18 protein-coding genes are annotated in these 17,685 nt (G+C 69.6%); 12 read left to right on the top strand and 6 right to left on the bottom strand.

Going from position 1 to position 17,685, the window contains the following annotated elements; all coding sequences use genetic code 11:
- Position 1 precedes the first annotated feature (1 nt).
- Both paaI and paaK read left to right on the top strand, forming a co-directional pair.
- Positions 2 to 442, top strand: a complete 441-nt coding sequence (gene paaI, locus ABSY19_RS18985; RefSeq protein ID WP_382154716.1) for a hydroxyphenylacetyl-CoA thioesterase PaaI — start codon at positions 2 to 4, stop codon at positions 440 to 442.
- The gene (gene paaK / locus ABSY19_RS18990) at positions 439 to 1,734 is read left to right on the top strand and encodes a phenylacetate--CoA ligase PaaK (RefSeq protein WP_382154719.1); all 1,296 of its coding nucleotides are present in this window, start codon (positions 439 to 441) and stop codon (positions 1,732 to 1,734) included. The genes paaI and paaK overlap by 4 nt, the downstream gene beginning before the upstream one ends.
- Here paaK and ABSY19_RS18995 read toward each other — a convergent pair.
- From ABSY19_RS18995 to ABSY19_RS19005, 3 genes are read right to left on the bottom strand one after another with little or no spacing between them, the layout of a single operon-like run.
- A complete protein-coding gene (locus tag ABSY19_RS18995) occupies positions 1,731 to 3,542 on the bottom strand; it encodes a M61 family metallopeptidase (RefSeq protein WP_382154722.1) in 1,812 nt (603 codons plus the stop codon). The genes paaK and ABSY19_RS18995 overlap by 4 nt on opposite strands.
- Positions 3,539 to 4,252, bottom strand: a complete 714-nt coding sequence (locus ABSY19_RS19000) for a DsbC family protein (protein WP_291120718.1) — start codon at positions 4,250 to 4,252, stop codon at positions 3,539 to 3,541. The genes ABSY19_RS18995 and ABSY19_RS19000 overlap by 4 nt, the downstream gene beginning before the upstream one ends.
- A 49-nt stretch (positions 4,253 to 4,301) precedes the next feature.
- A complete protein-coding gene (locus ABSY19_RS19005; RefSeq protein WP_382154725.1) occupies positions 4,302 to 5,471 on the bottom strand; it encodes an FAD-dependent monooxygenase in 1,170 nt (389 codons plus the stop codon).
- 76 nt (positions 5,472 to 5,547) lie between these two features.
- Here ABSY19_RS19005 and ABSY19_RS19010 point away from each other — a divergent pair, with 76 nt between their 5' ends.
- Positions 5,548 to 6,423, top strand: a complete 876-nt coding sequence (locus ABSY19_RS19010; RefSeq protein ID WP_382154728.1) for an MOSC domain-containing protein — start codon at positions 5,548 to 5,550, stop codon at positions 6,421 to 6,423.
- Positions 6,424 to 6,425: 2 nt separating this feature from the next.
- Here ABSY19_RS19010 and ABSY19_RS19015 read toward each other — a convergent pair whose 3' ends face one another.
- Together ABSY19_RS19015 and ABSY19_RS19020 are read right to left on the bottom strand one after the other, a co-directional pair.
- Positions 6,426 to 7,304 carry an N-formylglutamate amidohydrolase gene (locus ABSY19_RS19015; protein WP_382154731.1) on the bottom strand — a complete coding sequence of 293 codons (879 nt, stop codon included), beginning with the start codon at positions 7,302 to 7,304 and terminating at the stop codon, positions 6,426 to 6,428.
- Between the two features lie 3 nt (positions 7,305 to 7,307).
- Complete coding sequence (locus ABSY19_RS19020) at positions 7,308 to 8,291, bottom strand: tripartite tricarboxylate transporter substrate binding protein BugE (RefSeq protein WP_382154734.1); 984 nt, start codon at positions 8,289 to 8,291, stop codon at positions 7,308 to 7,310.
- A gap of 103 nt (positions 8,292 to 8,394) precedes the next feature.
- On the opposite strand from ABSY19_RS19020, the gene ABSY19_RS19025 reads away from it, so the two are divergent.
- Both ABSY19_RS19025 and ychF read left to right on the top strand, forming a co-directional pair.
- Positions 8,395 to 9,294 (top strand): LysR substrate-binding domain-containing protein, encoded by a 900-nt coding sequence (locus ABSY19_RS19025; RefSeq protein WP_382154737.1) that lies wholly within the window; start codon positions 8,395 to 8,397, stop codon positions 9,292 to 9,294.
- A 174-nt stretch (positions 9,295 to 9,468) separates the two neighbouring features.
- Positions 9,469 to 10,560: a redox-regulated ATPase YchF gene (ychF, locus tag ABSY19_RS19030; RefSeq protein ID WP_382154740.1), complete on the top strand. Its 1,092-nt coding sequence runs from the start codon at positions 9,469 to 9,471 to the stop codon at positions 10,558 to 10,560.
- 31 nt (positions 10,561 to 10,591) lie between these two features.
- Here ychF and ABSY19_RS19035 read toward each other — a convergent pair whose 3' ends face one another.
- Positions 10,592 to 10,852: a hypothetical protein gene (locus ABSY19_RS19035; protein WP_382154743.1), complete on the bottom strand. Its 261-nt coding sequence runs from the start codon at positions 10,850 to 10,852 to the stop codon at positions 10,592 to 10,594.
- Between the two features lie 173 nt (positions 10,853 to 11,025).
- On the opposite strand from ABSY19_RS19035, the gene ABSY19_RS19040 reads away from it, so the two are divergent.
- The 7 genes from ABSY19_RS19040 (at position 11,026) to ABSY19_RS19070 (ending at position 17,684) form a co-directional block, all read left to right on the top strand.
- Positions 11,026 to 11,934, top strand: coding sequence for a LysR substrate-binding domain-containing protein (locus ABSY19_RS19040; protein WP_382154746.1), 909 nt, complete (start codon positions 11,026 to 11,028; stop codon positions 11,932 to 11,934).
- 119 nt (positions 11,935 to 12,053) lie between these two features.
- Complete coding sequence (locus ABSY19_RS19045; protein ID WP_382154749.1) at positions 12,054 to 12,998, top strand: carbon-nitrogen hydrolase family protein; 945 nt, start codon at positions 12,054 to 12,056, stop codon at positions 12,996 to 12,998.
- 14 nt (positions 12,999 to 13,012) lie between these two features.
- Positions 13,013 to 13,471 carry a MarR family winged helix-turn-helix transcriptional regulator gene (locus ABSY19_RS19050; protein WP_382154752.1) on the top strand — a complete coding sequence of 153 codons (459 nt, stop codon included), beginning with the start codon at positions 13,013 to 13,015 and terminating at the stop codon, positions 13,469 to 13,471.
- 7 nt (positions 13,472 to 13,478) lie between these two features.
- Positions 13,479 to 14,717, top strand: coding sequence for an aconitase X (locus ABSY19_RS19055; RefSeq protein WP_382154755.1), 1,239 nt, complete (start codon positions 13,479 to 13,481; stop codon positions 14,715 to 14,717).
- Positions 14,714 to 15,172, top strand: coding sequence for an aconitase X swivel domain-containing protein (locus tag ABSY19_RS19060; protein ID WP_382154758.1), 459 nt, complete (start codon positions 14,714 to 14,716; stop codon positions 15,170 to 15,172). Before ABSY19_RS19055 ends, ABSY19_RS19060 begins: the two co-directional genes overlap by 4 nt.
- Positions 15,173 to 15,174: 2 nt before the next feature.
- Positions 15,175 to 16,659 carry a sulfatase-like hydrolase/transferase gene (locus tag ABSY19_RS19065; protein ID WP_382154761.1) on the top strand — a complete coding sequence of 495 codons (1,485 nt, stop codon included), beginning with the start codon at positions 15,175 to 15,177 and terminating at the stop codon, positions 16,657 to 16,659.
- A gap of 62 nt (positions 16,660 to 16,721) precedes the next feature.
- Positions 16,722 to 17,684 (top strand): Bug family tripartite tricarboxylate transporter substrate binding protein, encoded by a 963-nt coding sequence (locus ABSY19_RS19070; RefSeq protein ID WP_382154764.1) that lies wholly within the window; start codon positions 16,722 to 16,724, stop codon positions 17,682 to 17,684.
- The last annotated feature ends 1 nt before the right edge of the window (position 17,685 follow it).

A 17,685-nucleotide genomic window follows, 5' to 3' on the forward strand; every position in this document is an offset into this window, starting at 1 on the left:
GATGAGCCCCGAAGACAAGGCCCGCAAGGTGGGCGAGACCATGTTCGCGGTGGACACCGCGAGCAAGGACACCATGGGCATGGAGTTGCTGGCCTGCGAACCCGGCCGCGCCGTGATGCGCATGGCCGTGCGGCCGTTGCACCTCAACGGCCACCAGATCTGCCACGGTGGTTTCATCTTCACGCTGGCCGATTCCACCTTCGCCTTTGCCTGCAACAGCCACAACAGGAATGCCGTGGCGGCCGGCTGCGGCATCGAGTTCCTGCGGCCCGCGCACGCGGGCGACGTGCTCACCTGCGAAGGCATCGAACAGACGCTGTCGGGCCGCCACGGCATCTACGACATGCGGGTGAGCAACCAGCGCGGCGAAGTGGTCGCGATGTTCCGCGGCAAGAGCGCCGTGATCGCCGGCACCGTGTTTCCCGAGGACAAGCAGCCATGAAGACCTTTCCCCTCGAACCGATCGAAAAAGCCGGCATCGACGAACTGCGTTCGCTGCAGCTCAAACGCCTGCAGGCCACGCTGCGCCACGCGTACCAGAACTCGCCGGTGTACCGCGCGAAGTTCGATGCGGCCGGTGTGCATCCGGACGACTGCCGCAGCCTGGCCGACCTGGCGAAGTTCCCCTTCACCACCAAGAAGGACCTGCGCGACAGCTACCCCTTCGGCATGTTCGCGGTGCCGCGCGAACAATGCGCGCGCATCCACGCCAGCAGCGGCACCACCGGCAAGCCGACGGTGGTGGGCTACACGCTCAAGGACATCGACACCTGGGCCACGGTGATGGCGCGCAGCATCCGCGCCAGCGGCGCCCGCCCGGGTGATCTGGTGCACGTGAGCTACGGCTACGGCCTGTTCACTGGCGGCCTGGGCGCGCACTACGGCGCCGAGAAGCTGGGGCTCACGGTGGTGCCTTTCGGCGGCGGCCAGACCGAGCGGCAGGTGCAGCTGATCCAGGACTTCCGGCCCGACATCATCATGGTCACGCCGAGCTACATGCTGGCGATCGCCGACGAGTTCGAACGCCAGGGCGTGGACCCGCGCGAGAGCAGCCTGCGCCTGGGCATCTTCGGCGCCGAGCCCTGGACCAACGACATGCGGCTGGCGATCGAGCAGCGCATGGGCATCGACGCGGTGGACATCTACGGCCTGTCCGAGGTGATGGGGCCCGGCGTGGCCAACGAGTGCGTGGAAACCAAGGACGGCCCGACGATCTGGGAAGACCACTTCTACCCCGAGATCATCGACCCCGACACCGGCGAGCCGGTGCCCGATGGCGAGCTGGGCGAGCTGGTGTTCACCAGCCTGACCAAGGAGGCGCTGCCCATCATCCGCTACCGCACGCGCGACCTCACGCGCCTGCTGCCCGGCACGGCGCGCCTCATGCGCCGCATGGAAAAGATCACCGGCCGCAGCGACGACATGATGATCGTGCGCGGCGTCAACGTGTTTCCCACGCAGATCGAGGAGCTCATCCTCAAGCGCGCCGAACTCAGCGCGCACTACCAGTGCGTGCTCACGCGCCAGGGGCCGATGGACGACCTCACCGTGGTGGTGGAGACGCGCTCGGGTCTGTCACCGGACAGCGAGGAGGCCCAAGGGGCCGCGCGCCTGCTGCAGCACGACATCAAGGTGTTCGTGGGCAGCAGCGTGATGGTGCAGTTGAAGCCCGAGGGCGGCGTGGAGCGCAGCCAGGGCAAGGCCAAGCGCGTTCTGGATCAGCGAGGGCGCTAGCTCAGCCAGCTGGCGAGCTTGGGCGCGTCGTCCACCGCCAGCCGCACGGTGAAGGACTCGGTGGGCCAGTCCAGCGGCAGGCGCAGCAGGCGCTTGTCGCGCGAGACCAGCGCGGTCAGCTTGGCGCGCCGCGCGCGCAGGGGCGGCAGTTCGTCGAGCTTGTGGAGGCGCCAGGCCTCGGCCTCGCCGCCGCGCTGCGCGGGCGCGAACTCCAAGCCCAGCCACTCGTCGTTCGCGGCCATGCCGGCGGCCTCGGCAGCGCCACCGCGCAGCACGGTCTTGAGCACCACGCCGCCCCCGGTCTCGCTCACGCGCAGGCCGAGTTGCTGCGCCAGCGGCGCCTTGTCGTGCGCCACCTTCACGCCATGGTCCTGCAGCAGCGAGGGCAGGGGCAGCTCGTCGGTGCTGTGCACCCAGGCCGCGATCTCGCCTTCGTAGCTGCGCTGGCCCAGGCGCTTGAGCGCGCGCAGCACGTCGGCCTCGCGCATCGGGCCGCCTTCGCAGCGCTGCCAGAGTTCGCGCATCACCGCGTCGAGCGAACCGTGGCCTTCGGCGCGCAGCGTGAGGTCCAGGCACAGCGCCACCAGCGAGCCCTTGGTGTAGTAGCTCACCGTCGCGTTGGGCGTGTTCTCGTTCATGCGGTAGTACTTCACCCAGGCGTCGAAGCTGGCCTCGGCGACGGTCTGCACCAGCCGGCCCGGCGTCTGCTGCACCTGGTTGAGGGTCTTGGCCACCAGCTGCAGGTAGGTCGCGTCGTCGATCAGCCCGGCGCGGCGCAGCATGAGATCGTCGTAGTAGCTGGTGAAGCCTTCGAAGAACCAGAGCAGCTCGGTGTGGTTCTCGCTGTCGTAGTCGTAGCGCGCGAACTCGGCCGGGCGCAGGCGCTTGACGTTCCAGGTGTGGAAGTACTCGTGGCTGATCAGGCCCAGCAGCGTGGTGTAGCCGTCCGTGGCCTTGAGGGCGGCGGGCTTTTCGCCCGGCGCGGGCGCGCGTGGCAGATCGGCGCGCTGGCAGATCAGCGCGGTGGAGTTGCGGTGCTCCAGGCCGCCGTAGCCGTCGGCGCTGGCGTACAGCATGAACACGTAGCGCGAGAAAGGCGGGGGCTGCTGGCCGTGCCAGAAGGCGATCTGCGTCTCGCAGATCTTGCGGGTGTCTTCGATCAGGCGTTCGCCATCCATCCACTCGCCCGCGCCGGCCACCACGAAGCGGTGCTCCACCCCGCCGGCGGTGAAGCTGGCGCTCCAGAAGCGGCCCATTTCCACCGGGCAGTCGGCGAGCTCGTCGTAACCCTCGGCGAGGTAGTGGCCGAAGCCCTGGGCGTCCACGGTCTGCGGCGTCAGGCCGGTGGCGACCTGCCAGCCGGCGGTGGCCTCGCCACCCACGAGTTCGAGCGCGTGCGGCGTGTCCTCCTGGCCGAGCACGCGCAGGCACAGGCTGGTGGCGTTGAAGAAACCGCGCGAGGCGTCGAGGAAGGCGGTGCGCACCGAGGCGTCGAAGGCATACACCTCATACCGCAGCTCCAGCGGCTCGCCGGCCTCGGCCTGGGCCTGCCAGCGGTGTTTGTCGAGCTGCCTGAGGGCGACGGGTTGCCCGTTCTGCCAGGCGCGCAGTTGTTGCAGGTTCTGCGAGAACTCGCGCACCAGGTAGCTGCCCGGTATCCACACCGGCAGGGCCACGCGCTGGTTCTTCGCGGGCCGCTCGATGCGCAGCGTCACGGCGAACAGGTGGGCGTGCGCGCTGAGCACCGAGACGGTGTAGCGCACGTCCGCGTTGCGCGCGGCCTTGGCCGCCCTGGCGCGGGTGCTCAAGGCTTGGCTTCCGCGAGCTGTTTCTCGATCTGCTCGGCGCCGATGGCGCCGGGCACGCGCGTGCCGTTGGCGAAGATGATGGTCGGGGTGCCGGTGATGCGGGCCTTCTTGCCGAACTCGAAGTTGCGCGCCACGGCGGCCGCGTCACAAGTCGCCGAAGGTGGGGTCACGTCGCGCACCATCCAGTCGATGAAGGTCTTGCCCTTGTCCTTGGCGCACCAGATGTTGCGCGACTTCTCGCCCGAGTCGGCGCTCAGGATCGGGTACAGGAACACGTGCACCGTCACGTTGTCGATCTTCATCAGGTCGCGCTCGAAGCGCTTGCAATAGCCGCAGTTGGGGTCCTCGAACACCGCCAGCTTGCGCTTGCCATTGCCGCGCACGATGGTGAAGGCGTCTTTCAGCGGCAGGTCCTTGAAGGCGATGGCGGTGAGCTTGTCCATGCGCTGCTCGGTCAGGTCCACGCGGGCCTTGGTGTCGATCATCGAACCCTGGATCAGGTAGTTGCCTTCGGCGTCGGTGTAGAACAGCTCGCTCTGGTTGACGCGCACCTCGTAGATGCCCGGCATGGGCGTCTTGCTGACCTCGTCGATGGCCGGCAGGTTGGGCAGGCGCTCGGCGAGGTTCTTGCGGATGGTGGCTTCCTGGGCGATGGCGGCCATCGACAGGGCAGCCAAGGCCGCGATCAGGAGGGATTTGAAGAGTTTCATCGTGGGAGCCTTGGAGGGCGTGCGGGATTCGAAAGGGTAAAAAAGGGTTTCAGAGGTGCGGCTGGCCCATGGCCTGGCGGGCGATCCAGCGCTTGAGCGGGCCGCTGCGGTCGAAGCCGTTGAGGCCCCAGTTGCGCAGCGCCTGCATGCGCGAGTCGCCGTGGGCGAACAGGCCGAACAGACCGTCGGTGACCCAGCCCATGGCGCCCACTTCGGCGGCGCGCGCGCGCTCGTAGCGGCGCAGCAGCTTGAGGTCGCCCAGCTCGCGCCAGTATTCGCGCTGCTGCAGCACGCGCGCCAGCTCGGCGGCGTCGGCCAGACCCACGTTCAGGCCCTGGCCCGCCAGCGGGTGCATGGCGTGCGCCGCGTCGCCGGCCAGCGCCACGCCGCCCTGGGCGGTGCGGGCGATCCAGCGTTGGGCGCGCGAGAGTTCGAGGGGCCAGGCCTGGGCGGGGCTTTCCATGTGCATGTGGCCCAGGGCCTGGGCGCAGCGCGCCTGCACGGCCTGGGTGAAGGTGGTCGGGTCGGCTTGCAGCCAGGCGTCGGCCTGCTGTGCAGGGACAGACCACACCAGCGCCACGGAGTTCCCGAACGCGCCGCCCAGGGGCAGCAGGGCCATCACCTCGCCGTTGGAAAACCACTGCCGGGCGATGCCGCCGTGCGGCTGGTCGCAATGCAGCCGCGCGGCCACCGCCTTGTGGGGGTAGGGGCGCACGTCGAATTCCAGGCCCAGTTCCGCGCGCGTCTGGCTGCGCTTGCCCTCGCACACCACCGTCAGGGCGGCGTTGGGCGCTTCGCTCACGCGCTCAATGCCGCCCTGGAAACCGATCGCGTCGGACAGGCGTTGCTCCAGCGCGGGCACGTCCACGATCCAGGTCAGCGCGTCCGCGCCCTGGTCGTCGGCCGAGAACTGCAGCTCGCCGCCGTCGTCGCCCCACACCTGCATGGCGCTCACCGGGGTGATGGGGGGCACGCGGTCGTCCTGCGGATCGGCCTCGGGCCAGGCGCGCACCGAGCGCAGCACGTCGCGCGAGGCGGCGTTGATCGCGTAGGCGCGCACGTCGGGGGTGTCCTGCGGGCCGCGTGGCGCGCCGACCAGGGCCACGCGCAGGCGGTCGCGGGCCAGCAGCAGGGCCAGGGTCTGGCCCACCACGCCGGCCCCTCGGATGGCGACGTCGAAACGCCGGGTAGAGCCGGTGCGGGGGGCGGGGGAGTTCATGGGGGATTCTAGGAGCAGGGCACAATCCGGGCCTTCCCCCGGGCGATACCCGGTACCCCCATCCTGACCATCCACCATGAGTGCTGAACCCATTGCCGCCGACGTGCAGGCCACCATCGCCCAGCTCTGGGTCTATCCGGTCAAGTCCTGCGCCGGCATTTCGCTGACCGAGGTCGAGCTGACCGACACTGGCCTGCTGTACGACCGCGCCTGGATGGTGGTGGACGCGGACGGCGAGTTCGTGACCCAGCGCGAGCTGCCCCGCATGGCGCTCATCCAGACCGCTTTCAAGATGGGCCAGCTGGTGCTGCGCGCCCCCGGCATGCTCGCGCTGCACCTGGCGCTGGACGCGGCCGAAGGCCCGCTCAAGGTGCGCGTGTGGGACGACGAGGTGCAGGCCTACGACATGGGCGATCTGGCCGCGCAGTGGTTCAGCGATTTCCTCGGTCAGCCCCTGCGCCTGGCGCGCTTCGACCCCGAGGTGCGGCGCGTGTGCAGCCTGAAGTGGACCGGGGGCCGCGAGGCCGTCACGCAGTTCGCCGACGGTTTCAGCCTGCTGGTGACCAGCACCGCGTCGCTGGACGAACTCAACACCCGCCTGGGCGCGGCCGGCCACGGGCCGGTGGAGATGCTGCGTTTCCGGCCCAACGTCGTGCTGGCCGGCGTGGAAGCGCACGACGAAGACCGCGTGGGTGCGATGCGCATCGGCACCGGGGATGGCGCGTCCGCGCTGATCGAGCCGGTCAAGCCCTGCGGGCGCTGCCCCATTCCCAACATCGACCCGGCGACCGCCACCTCCAGCCCCGAGGTGAACGACACGCTGCAGGTCTACCGGCAGGACCCGCGCCTCAACGGCGCCATCACCTTCGGCATGAATGCCATCGTGCTCGAAGGCGACGGGCAGGTGCTGCGGATCGGCCAGCCCGTGAGCGCCGACTGGAAGTTCGACTGAACTCAGCCCTGGGCTGATCGTGGCGGGCTGGCCCGCTCGCTCGCGTAGCGCGCCAGCGTGGCCGCCAGTTCGCCCAGGTCGCGCTGCACCGTGGCGAAACTGGCGTTGCGCTCCCGGGTGATCTCGTCCATGTACACCGGGCGGCGGATCTCGATCTGCAGGCTGTGGCGCCCTTGCGCGGGCTGGCCGATGCGCGCGATCAGCTGCACACCCTTGTACGGGTCGTTGCGGGCCACCGAGTAGCCGCGCGAGCGCAGCTCACGCTCCACCAGATCGACGAACGCCGGGTCGCAGGTGGTGCCGTCGCGGTCGCCCAGCACGAAGTCCGCCAGCGGGCGGGTGCTGCGGATCTGGAGCCGCTCGTAGGCGTTGTCGGGCATGGAGTGCAGGTTCAGGTGCCAGAGCGCGCCGAAGCGGTCCATGGTCTCGTCGATGCATCGCGACAGGGCCGCGTGGTATGGGCGGTAGCAGCGGGCGATGCGCGCCTGCACCTCCGCCACGGTGAGCCGGCGGCGGTAGATCGGCGTGCTGGCATCGATGTTGCGCCACACCAGGCCGAAACCCAGGCGGGTCTTCTCGCTCGGGTTCAGCGGCGCCGGCCACGGGCCGTCGAGCAGGTCCGGGTCGAGGTCGTCCTCCGAGCGGTTGCAGTCCACGTAGGTGCGGGGAAAGTGGGCCGCCAGCAGGCTGCCGCCGACCGAGGGCACCGCCGCCCACAGCGCCTCCACATGCGTGTCCTCGCCGCGCCGCAGCAGCGCCCGGGACACGGCGTGGTCGTAGTCCGCCGGGTAGTCGGTGCCGCTGTGCGGCGAATCGCACACCAGGGGCACGGGCGCGGCGGCCGGGCGGTGCAGCGTGAACGGTGGCGCGTCGATCGGCATGTGTCAGTCCACCGAGATCTTGGCCATCTTGGCCACGCGCTCATAGCGTTCCATGGCCTGCTGGATCTGCTGGGCGAACGCCTCGGGCGTGCCGGGGATCAGCGTGGAGCCCGAGGCTTCCATCTGCTTGATGAACTCGGGGTGCTTCATGCCTTTGTGGATGGCGGCGTTGAGCCTGGCCACCACCTCGGGTGGCGTGCCCGCTGGCGCGACCACGCCGAACCAGCCGCCACCGCCCATCTGGGGGAAGCCGAGTTCGCCGTAGGTGGGCACCTCCGGCAGCGAGGGCGAGCGCTTCTCGCTCAGCACCGCCAGCGCGCGCAGCTTGCCAGACTGGATGTTCGGCAGGGCCGACGGCAGGTTGTCCGTGATGGCGGTCACCTGGCCCGCCATGGCGTCGGTCATGGCCTGCCCGGCGCCCTTGTACGGCACGTGCAGCAGGTTCATCTTGGACAGGGCCATGAAGTGCTCGATGTTGGCGTGGCCCAGGGAGCCGATGCCCGGCGAGGCGAAGCTGTATTTGCCCGGGTTGGCCTGGGCCAGGGCGATGAACTCCTTCATGTCCTTGGCCGGTGTGGCGGGATGCACCGCGAAGACGCTGGGCGTGGTCGCCACGTTGGTGATGGGCGCGAAGTCCTTCACCGGGTTGTAGCGCAGCTTGTTGCCATAGACCGCCGGGTTGCTGCCGTGCGTGCTGACGGTGGCCATGCCCAGGGTGTAGCCATCGGCCGGCGCGCGGGCGACGAATTCCATGCCCGTCGAGCCACCGGCGCCCGCCTTGTTCTCCACCACGATGGACTGGCCGAGCTCGCGACCGCCGTATTCGGCCACCAGGCGCGCGGCCAGGTCGGTCGAGCCGCCGGGGGCGAAAGGCACGATCAGCTTGATCGGCCGGTTGGGGTAGGCGGTCTGGGCCTGGGCGGCAGCGCCCAGAACGAGCGCGGTGGTCAGGGTCAGCGCGGTGCGCAGCAGGGTTCGGGTTGTCATGTGAGGTCTCCTCCTCGGGGATGGGAGCCGAAGGGTAGGAAATCCGACCAAGGCAGGCAAACGACATTTTCGCTGTGTGCGATGACATGATGTAATCAGCCGCATGCGCATCCGAAGCCCTTCTCTGGTGGAGCTGCACGCCTTCCTGGGCGTGGCCCGCCATGGCAATTTCCACCGTGCGGCCGACGAGCTGTGCGTGACCCAGGCGGCGGTGAGCCGCGCGGTGGCCCGGCTCGAGAAACACCTGGGGGTCCAGCTGCTGGACCGCGCAGCCAGCGGCGTGCGCCTGACCCCGGCCGGCGCCGACTTGCGCCGCCAGGTCGAAGGGCCCGTGGCCGCGCTGGAGGCCGCGGCGGGCCAGGTCAGGGCCCTGCCCGAAGCCCTGCGGCTGCGCCTGTCCGTGGTGCCCAGCCTGGGCAACCTCTGGCTGATGCCGCGCCTGGAGGATTTCCGGCACCGCCACCCCGAGATCGACATCGAGTTCCGCCAGTACCACCACGACGAGGACTTCACCCGCGCGGACGTGGACCTGTGGGTGGCGCTCAAGGCGCGCGCTGGCAAGCACTGGCCCCGCCAGGTGGCGGCGCAGTACCTCATCGGCCGCGAGATCGTGGCCGTGTGCGCGCCCGCGCTGGCGCAAGGCATCGACGGCGTGGACGCGCTGCTGAACCTGCCCCTGCTGTACCACAGCAACTACCGCGACAACTGGGCCTTGTGGGCCGACTCCGTGGGTGGGCAACTGCCGCCGCACTGGCGGGGGACGGGCTTCGACCTGGTCATGAACCTGATCGAAGCGGCCCGCGCGGGCATGGGCGTGGCGGTGGTCCAGCGCTGCATGGTGCAGGCCGAACTGGCCACCGGCCGCCTGGTCACCCCCGTGTCCGGCAGCGCCAACACCGGGCGGGGCTACTACCTGTGCCGTCCGCGCGCGACCGCCGGCTCCCGCGCGGTGGAGGCCTTCTCGCTCTGGGTCCGTGAACAGGCCCGGCGCGCGGGCGGCTGAGCGTCCGGGACGCTTCAGCGCGAGAGATTCACCCATCAGTACAATCGACACCCGTTTCCCCTTGGCAAGACGAGGACAACGTCCTCACGGAACCCGGTACCTCTCACCTCGGTTCGCAGCACTGCCAGACAGGCGCTGCACAGTGCCACAGGGGTTGATTCATAAGGAATTTCCATGAGCCTCCAATGCGGCATCGTGGGCCTGCCCAACGTCGGCAAGTCCACCCTTTTCAACGCGCTGACCAAGGCCGGCATCGCGGCCGAGAACTACCCCTTCTGCACCATCGAGCCCAACACCGGTGTGGTGGAAGTGCCCGATCCGCGCCTGCAGCAGCTCGCCGAGATCGTCAAGCCCGAGCGCATCGTGCCGGCCATCGTGGAGTTCGTGGACATCGCCGGCCTCGTGGCGGGCGCGAGCACCGGTGAAGGGCTGGGCAACAAATTCCTCGCGCACATCCGCGAGACCGACGCCATCGTCAACGTGGTGCGCTGCTTCGAAGACCCGAACGTCATCCACGTGGCCAACAAGGTCGACCCGATCGCCGACATCGAGGTCATCCAGACCGAGCTCTGCCTGGCCGATCTGGCCGCCGTGGAAAAGGCCCTGCACCGCGTGAGCAAGACCGCGCGCTCGGGCGACAAGGAGTCGATCAAGCAGGTCGCCATCCTCGAGAAGTGCCAGGCCGCGCTCAACGACACCCAGCCGGTGCGCACCATCGACTTCAGCAAGGAAGAGCAGGCGCAGCTCAAGCAGTTCTTCCTGATCACCGCCAAACCCGCGATGTTCGTGGCCAACGTGTCGGAAGACGGCTTCGAGAACAACCCGCTGCTGGACCGCCTCAAGGAATTCGCGCAGAAGCAGAACGCGCCCGTGGTCGCCATCTGCGCCAAGATCGAGGCCGAACTCTCCGAGATGGACGACGCCGACCGGCTCGAATTCCTCAAGGAACTCGGGCAGGACGAGCCGGGCCTGAACCGCCTGATCCGCGCGGCCTACCAGCTGCTCGGCCTGCAGACCTACTTCACAGCCGGCGTGAAAGAGGTGCGCGCCTGGACCATCCACGTGGGCGACACCGGTCCGCAGGCCGCTGGCGTGATCCACACCGATTTCGAGAAGGGCTACATCCGCGCCCAGACCATCGGCTTCGACGATTACATCGCCTACAAGGGCGAGCAGGGCGCCAAGGACGCGGGCAAGATGCGCGCCGAAGGCAAGGACTACGTCGTCAAGGACGGCGACGTGATGAACTTCCTGTTCAGCAGCTGAACTCGATCCGCCTTGGCTGAGCCCGCGGGCGTCAGTCCGCGGGCTGCGCCTTGCCCCGCCAGTGGCGGACGTTGAACGGGAACACCGGGCGGTGGTCCTTCATCGCCAGGGCGGCGTCCGGCGTGGCGCCCAGGTCGCCCCACCCGCTGCCGTCGCCCCAGTGCCGGAAGCCGTGTTGGAGCACGCTGTGGCTCTCGCCGGGAATGCCCAGCGCGGTGGTCTCGTAAACGCCCTCCCGGGCGGGGTTGCCGTTGGTCTCGATCGTGAACCAGGAAGAGAACTCAGTGGACATGGCGAAAACCTCTGTCGAACAAGAAGGTCACCAGGGTAAGACCGAACGGCGCCTCGCGACTGTTCGCCAGCGAACATGCGGCGCGGCGCCAAGGTGGCTCAGGCCTCGCGCCGGAGGCGGGCCTGTTCGATAGATACGGTCGATATAATCCCGGCCGCATATCGAGGGGCAGCATGAACGAATCACCCGCGCGGTTTGACCTGAACCTGGTTCGCGCCTTCGTTGCGATCTACGAGACCAAGAGCGTCACGCAGGCCGCCGAGCGCCTGAACCTCACCCAGCCCACGATGAGCCATGCGCTTTCCAAGCTGCGCGAGCTGTACGACGACCGCTTGTTTTCCCGGGGCAGCGCGGGGCTGGTGCCCACCGCGATTGCCGAGCGCGTGTACGAGCACCTGCGCGTGGCGCTCACCGCGATCGAGGGCACGGTGGACGCGCGTTCCGGCTTCGCGCCGCTCAGCTCCACCCGGCGGTTCCGCATCGCGCTGTCCGACATCGGTTCGCTGTTCTTCACACCGCCCCTGCTCAGGCTGTTCCAGGTGGTGGCGCCCCGGATCCAGGTGGAGTTCGTCCAGCTCTCCGACACGATCCTGGACGACCTCGCGCGCGGCACGCTCGACCTCGCGCTGGGCAACCTCCCGAACCTGCACACGCACACGCGCAACGAGTTGCTGTTCCGTGAGCACTACGTGTGCATGCTGGCCGACCAGCACCCTGCCGCAATGGGCGCCATCGACCTCGACACCTTCAGCCGGGCCCGTCACGTGATGGTGACCTCCCCGTCCTCGGGCCATGCGCTGATCGACGGCGCGCTGGCCGAGCGGGGCATCCAGCGCAACGTGGTGGCCCTGGTGCCGCAGTTCTCCGTGCTGCCCAGCCTGGTGGAAGACAGCGACCTCGTCGTCGTGCTGCCGAGCCGGGTCGCTCGGCTTTTTGCGAGTCAGCACCGCGTGCGGGTGGTCGATCTGCCGGTGCCGATCCCGCCGTTCGAGGTGCGCCTGCACTGGCACACGCGGCAGGACGGCGCACCCGCGCACCGCTGGCTGCGCGAAGAAGTCGTGCGCGCCCTCAGCGGCCTCTGACCCCGGCATTCACGCCATCGATCTGCAACAACGCCGAGGTCGATGGCGCAGCGGTTGACTTGCCGCTGTGGCTTCTTATCATTTCGTTGTCTTGACAACAGAATAGGACCCAGCATCCCATGTCGCCCAACGATCCCGTCCGTGTGGCCGTGGTGCAGGCCGCGCCGGTCTACCTGAACCTGGAGGCTTCGGTCCACAAGGCGGTGGACCTGATCGCGCAGGCCGCGCGCCAGGGTGCCCGGGTGGTGGCCTTCCCCGAAGTCTGGCTGCCCGGGTACCCGTGGTGGATCTGGCTCGACGGCGCGGCCTGGGCCCAGCGCTCGGGCCTCTCGGCCCGCTACCGGGCGCAGGCGTTGCGCTTCGACAGCGCGGCGTGCGGCCCGATCGCGCAGGCCGCCGCCGAGCACCGGATCGTGGTGCTGATGGGGGTGGCGGAGCAGGAGGGCGAGCGCCTGTTCATCACGCAGTGGCTGGTGGACGAGACCGGGCGCACGCTGTTCCGGCGGCGCAAGCTCAAGCCGGGGCCGCTGGAAATGCAGATCTTCTCGGAAGGCGGCGCGCACGACCTGCCCGTGGTGGACAGCAGCGCCGGCCGCATCGGGGCGCTGGCCTGCGCCGAGCACCGGCACCCCTTGCTCAAACACGCGATGCACCTGCAGCACGAGTTTCTCCATGTGGCCTCGTGGCCCGGTTTCCCGCTGGTGGGCATCCCCAACATGTCCAGCCCGGAGACCTTTCTGGCCATCAGCCGGACCTACGCGGTCGAGGGTGGGTGTTACGTGCTCGCGCCCTGCTCGCTGGTCAACGACGAGATGCGCGCGCTGGTGTGCGACACCCCGGCCAAGGCCGACCAGCTGCGCCGCGGCGGCGGCCACGCGCAGATCTACGCGCCGAATGGCGACGCCCTGTGCGAACCCCTGGCGCCCGAGGCCGAAGGGCTTCTGCTGGCGGACCTCTTTCCCTCGGCCGTGCACGCGGCGCGCCGCGCCTTCGACCTGGCCGGCCATTCGTCCCGGTCCGATGTGATCCGGCTCGCAGGGCCCGCTTCGCCCCTTCTTTCCTGACACCTGGAGACCCCATGGACTGTGAACAGACCAGCCAAGGCGTGGACGTCACGCAGAACCTGACCTACCGCGTCGTCGTGCTGGCCAGCACCCTGAGCCGGTCCGCCGCCCGCGCCTTGCCGAGGGAGGTCGGCATCTCGGTGGCCGAGTGGCGCGTGCTCTCGGTTATCGGCAGCCGCCCGGGCATCTCGTTCAACGCCCTGGTGCAGACGCTGGACATCGACAAGGGCTGGATCAGCCGCACCCTGGCCCAGCTGGAGAAGGACGGCATGGTCGTCAAGACCGCCGACCCCGCCGACAGGCGCCAGTTCCAGTTGAGCCTGAGCCAGCGCGGCCAGACCTTGCATCTCAAGGGCTCGCGCGTGTCCCAGCAGCGGCAGCGGCACCTGGAGTCCGCCTTCAGCCGGTCGGACCTCCGCCAACTGGAGTCGTTGCTGGACCGGCTGCAACAAGCGGCGGAACGCCTGGAATGAGTGCCGCATGAAACTGGACGAACGCCAACAGGCCATGGCCCGGGGCGCGCTGGGGGAGCCCCTGCGCTGGGCCATCGGGCAGCAGGTGCAGGTCGGCAAGATCCTGGGCGCGCAGCGCTTCGTGCCCGTGGCCTCGGCCCAGGTCGGCGCCGAGGCCGGCACCATGGGCGAAGCCGGCATCCGGCTGGTGGAGTCGCTCGCGCGCGACGGCGCCCGGGTGAGCGTGCCCAGCGTCACCGCGGCCTGCAGTGTCGATTTCGGGCGGTCCTGCGCCTATGGGGTGCCGCAGAGCCAGCTGGACGCCGAGTCCCGCTTGCACGCCGCCCTGCGCGGCATGGGTTGCCTGGACAGTTCCACCTGCATCAACTACCAGACCGTGACACCGCCGCGTTTCCGGCAGCACCTCGCCTGGGGTGACACCGGCGCCGTGGCCTTCGCCAACGGGGTCGTGGGCGCGCGCTCCAACTACGAGGCCGGGCCGGCCTCGGTGGCCGCTGCGCTGACTGGGTTGGTGCCGGCATACGGCTTTCACCTGCCCCAGAACCGGTTCGCGACCCGGGTGTTCGAGCTGACCTTCCCGCTGCAGGGCACGGCCGACTGGTCGGCGCTGGGCGCGCTGGTGGGCGCCGAGGTGGCGGACTACTGGACGGTGCCCGCCGTGATCGCGCCCGGCAGCGACCCCGGCATCGACGAACTCAAGCACTTCGCTGCGGCGGTCGCCAGCTTCGGTTCGGTCGCCATGTTCCATGTGGTGGGTGCGACCCCGGAGGCGCCCACGCTGGAAGAGGCCTGCGGCGGCGCGGTGCCGCAGGCCCGGCGGCAGGTCCACCGCGCGGACCTGCAGGGCATCTTCCGCGCGGACTTCGACCGGCAGGAGCGGCTGGACCTGGTGGTCTTCAGCGCGCCGCAACTCTCGATTCAGGAGGCGGTGCAGGTGGTGCAGTTGCTGGACGGAAGGCATGTGGCCCAGGGCACCCGGTTGATCATGACCGTCAACGCCCAGGTGGAGGCCGAGCTCTCGCGCCTGGGTTTCCTGGACAGGCTGACGGCGGCCGGCGGTGAGGTCATCACGGGCACCTGCTTCTATGTCATGGCCCCGGCGCTGGTCCGCCAGGCCATGGGCGCACGCACCCTCGCCACGCCATCGGCGAAGCTGGCCAACATCCTGCGCGGCGCCGGTTACGGCATTGCGCTGGCGGGCGTCGCCGAGTGCGTCGAGGCCGCCATCCGGGGGCGCCTCGCATGAGCCGCCCACCCATCACGGCATGGCACGGCCCCGCCGGCTGTGGACCGGCGGTGGAGGGCATCGCCATCGTCTCCCACCACGGCTTCAACGCCCGCTACGACCTCGACCGCGAGCGCGGCACGTTCTCGCGGCCGGGCCACGATCTCTTCGGCGAAAGCCCCGCCGGGCGCATCTACGTGTTCACCACCCCCAAAGGCGGCATCGCCACCTCCTGGGCCTTGCTGGACCTGCGCGAGCGGGGCCTGGCTCCACTGGCGCTGGTGTGCCGGCGCGCCAACCCCGTCGTGTGGCAGGGCGCGGTGCTGGCCGGCATGCCCATGATCGACCGGCTGAACGAAGACCCCGTCACCCAACTGCGCAGCGGCGATCGCGTCCGGCTGGACCCGCAGGCCGGCACGCTCGAACTGCTCGAGCGCGGCTCGATGAACCCACTTCCCCGCATGAAAGGGCCCTGAAGTTGTCTTCACAACGAAAAACACCCGCGTCGCGCAACCTGCTCTTCATCCTCTCGGACGAGCACGACCCCCGCTACATGGGCTGCTCGGGCGCCGACTGGATGCACACGCCGAACCTCGACCGGCTCGCGCAGCGTGGCACCCGCTTCACCAACGCCTACACGCCCAGCCCCATCTGCGTGCCCGCCCGCGCCGGCCTCGCCACCGGGCGCTGGACGCACCACACCGGCTACTGGGACAACGCCATCGCCTACGAAGGGCGCTGGACCAGCTGGCACCACCGGCTCGCGCAGGCCGGCGTGCGCACCGAGTCGATCGGCAAGCTGCACTACCGACAGGCCAGCGACCCCACCGGCTTCGGCGCGCAGCACGAGCCCCTGCACATCCTCGACGGCATCGGCCTGGTCTGGGGCTCCGTGCGCTCGCCGCTGCCGGCCACGCGCGGGCGCTCCCCCATCTTCGATGAGCTCGGGGCCGGCGAGTCCAGCTACAACCGCTACGACCAGCGCGTGGCCGACCTGGCCTGCGACTGGATCCACGAACGTGGCCACGAGAGCGGCCGTGAAGGTGGCGATGCCCCCTGGGCCCTGTTCGTGGGCTTCGTCGCCCCCCACATGCCGCTGGTGGTGCCGGACGGGTGGCTGAGCAAGTACCCGCTCGATGGCATTCCCGCGCCCAAGCTCAGCGGCCCGGACGATGTGCGCCACCCCTGGGTAGAGCGGCTCAAGCGGCACTGGGACCACGACGCCGCCCTGGGCACCGACGACCGCCGGCGGCTCGCGCGCGCGTGTTACTTCGGCCTGATCTCGTTCATGGACGCGCAGGTCGGCCGGCTGCTGTCGGCCTTGAAGGAGCAGGGCTTCGAGGACAACACCACCGTGATCTACAGCGCCGACCATGGCGACAACCTGGGCGCGCGCGGGCTCTGGAACAAGTCCACGCTGTACCGCGAGTCGACCTCGGTGCCGATGATCCTGGCCGGGCCCGGCATCCCGCAGGCCAGTGTGCGGCAGACCAACGTCAACCTGGTCGATGTCTACCCGACGGCGCTGGCGGCCTGCCAGGTGCCGGTGCTGGAAGAAGAGCGGGACCTGGCCGGCCAGTCGCTCGTGGCCCTGGCCGCGCAGCCCGACGATCCCGCTCGCCTGGGTTTCAGCGAGTACCACGCCGTGGGCTCGGCATCGGCCGCCTACATGGTCGCGCGCAACGGCTTCAAGTACCACCACTACGTCGGCCACGCGCCCGAGCTGTTCCACCTCGAGACGGACCCCGAGGAGTGCATCAACCTGGCCGGCGACCCCCGGTATGCGGGCGAACTCGAATCGCTGCAAGCCGCGCTGCGCGCCATGCTCGATCCCGACGCGGTGGACCGCCAGGCCAAGCGCGACCAGGACGACCTGATCGCCCGCTTCGGCGGGCGCGACAAGGCCCTGACCCGCGGCAACGCGGGCCCCACACCGATGCACGAAAAGTACCGATTGGTCTGACCCCACCATGGCGCCCGTGCCTTCGGCGGCGGGCGTCTTTTCCACCTGAACGAGGAGACATCATGCAAAGAAGAACCTTCATGGCCGGCTTGGCCGCCACCGCCGCCACCGGCCTGCCCCTGGGCGCGTCGGGTGAAACCTTCCCGACCCAGTCGATCAAGATCTACGGCGGCTTCGGGCCGGGCAGCAGCAGCGACGTGGTCACGCGCCTGATGGCGCCGCAGCTCCACCAGGCGCTGGGCCAGCCCATCGTGATCGACAACATCCAGGGCGCGGCCGGCAACATCGCCGCGGCCATGGTCGCCAAGGCCCGGCCGGACGGTTACACGCTGCTGTCGGCCACCAACTCGATGCTGGGCACCAACCCGCACCTCTTTCCGAACAGCGGCGTGCAGCTCGATTCCTTCGTGCCGATCGCGCCTGTCACCAACATCGGCCTGGTGGTCGTCGCCGGCCCGGCCGCGCCGGCCCAGACGCTCGAAGGCGTGCTCGAGGCCAGCCGGCGCGGGCGGGTGACCTACGGCACGCCCGGCGCGGGCACGCCCATGCACCTGATCGGCGAGATGCTGCGCGAACGCAGCAAGGGCGACCTGAGCCACATCCCCTACAAGGGCGGCTCGGCCATGGTGACGGACCTGACCTCGGGCCAGGTCGCCATCGGCATCGTGGCCTACACGCCCGCCTCGGGCCTGATCAAGGCAGGCCAGTTGAAACCGCTCGCGGTCTGCGGCACCAGCCGCCTGGCGGCCTTGCCCAACGTGCCGGCCGTGGCCGAGGTCGTGCCCGGTGTGACCATCGGCGGCTGGTTCGCGCTCATGGCACCGGCCGGCACGCCCGACGCGATCTGCCGCCAGATCGCCAGCGCCGTGGACAAGGCCCTGGCGCCACCCCACATCCAGGCCCAGCTGATCGAGATGGGCTGCGACCGCCTCAAGGGCGGGCCGGACGCGGTGCGCCAGCTGGCCAAGGCGGAATACGACCTGTCGGGCGACCTGATCCGGCGCCTGAACATCCGCCCGGTCTGAG

This window comes from Hydrogenophaga sp. ANAO-22 (genome assembly GCF_042466645.1).
Classification (GTDB): domain Bacteria; phylum Pseudomonadota; class Gammaproteobacteria; order Burkholderiales; family Burkholderiaceae_C; genus Hydrogenophaga.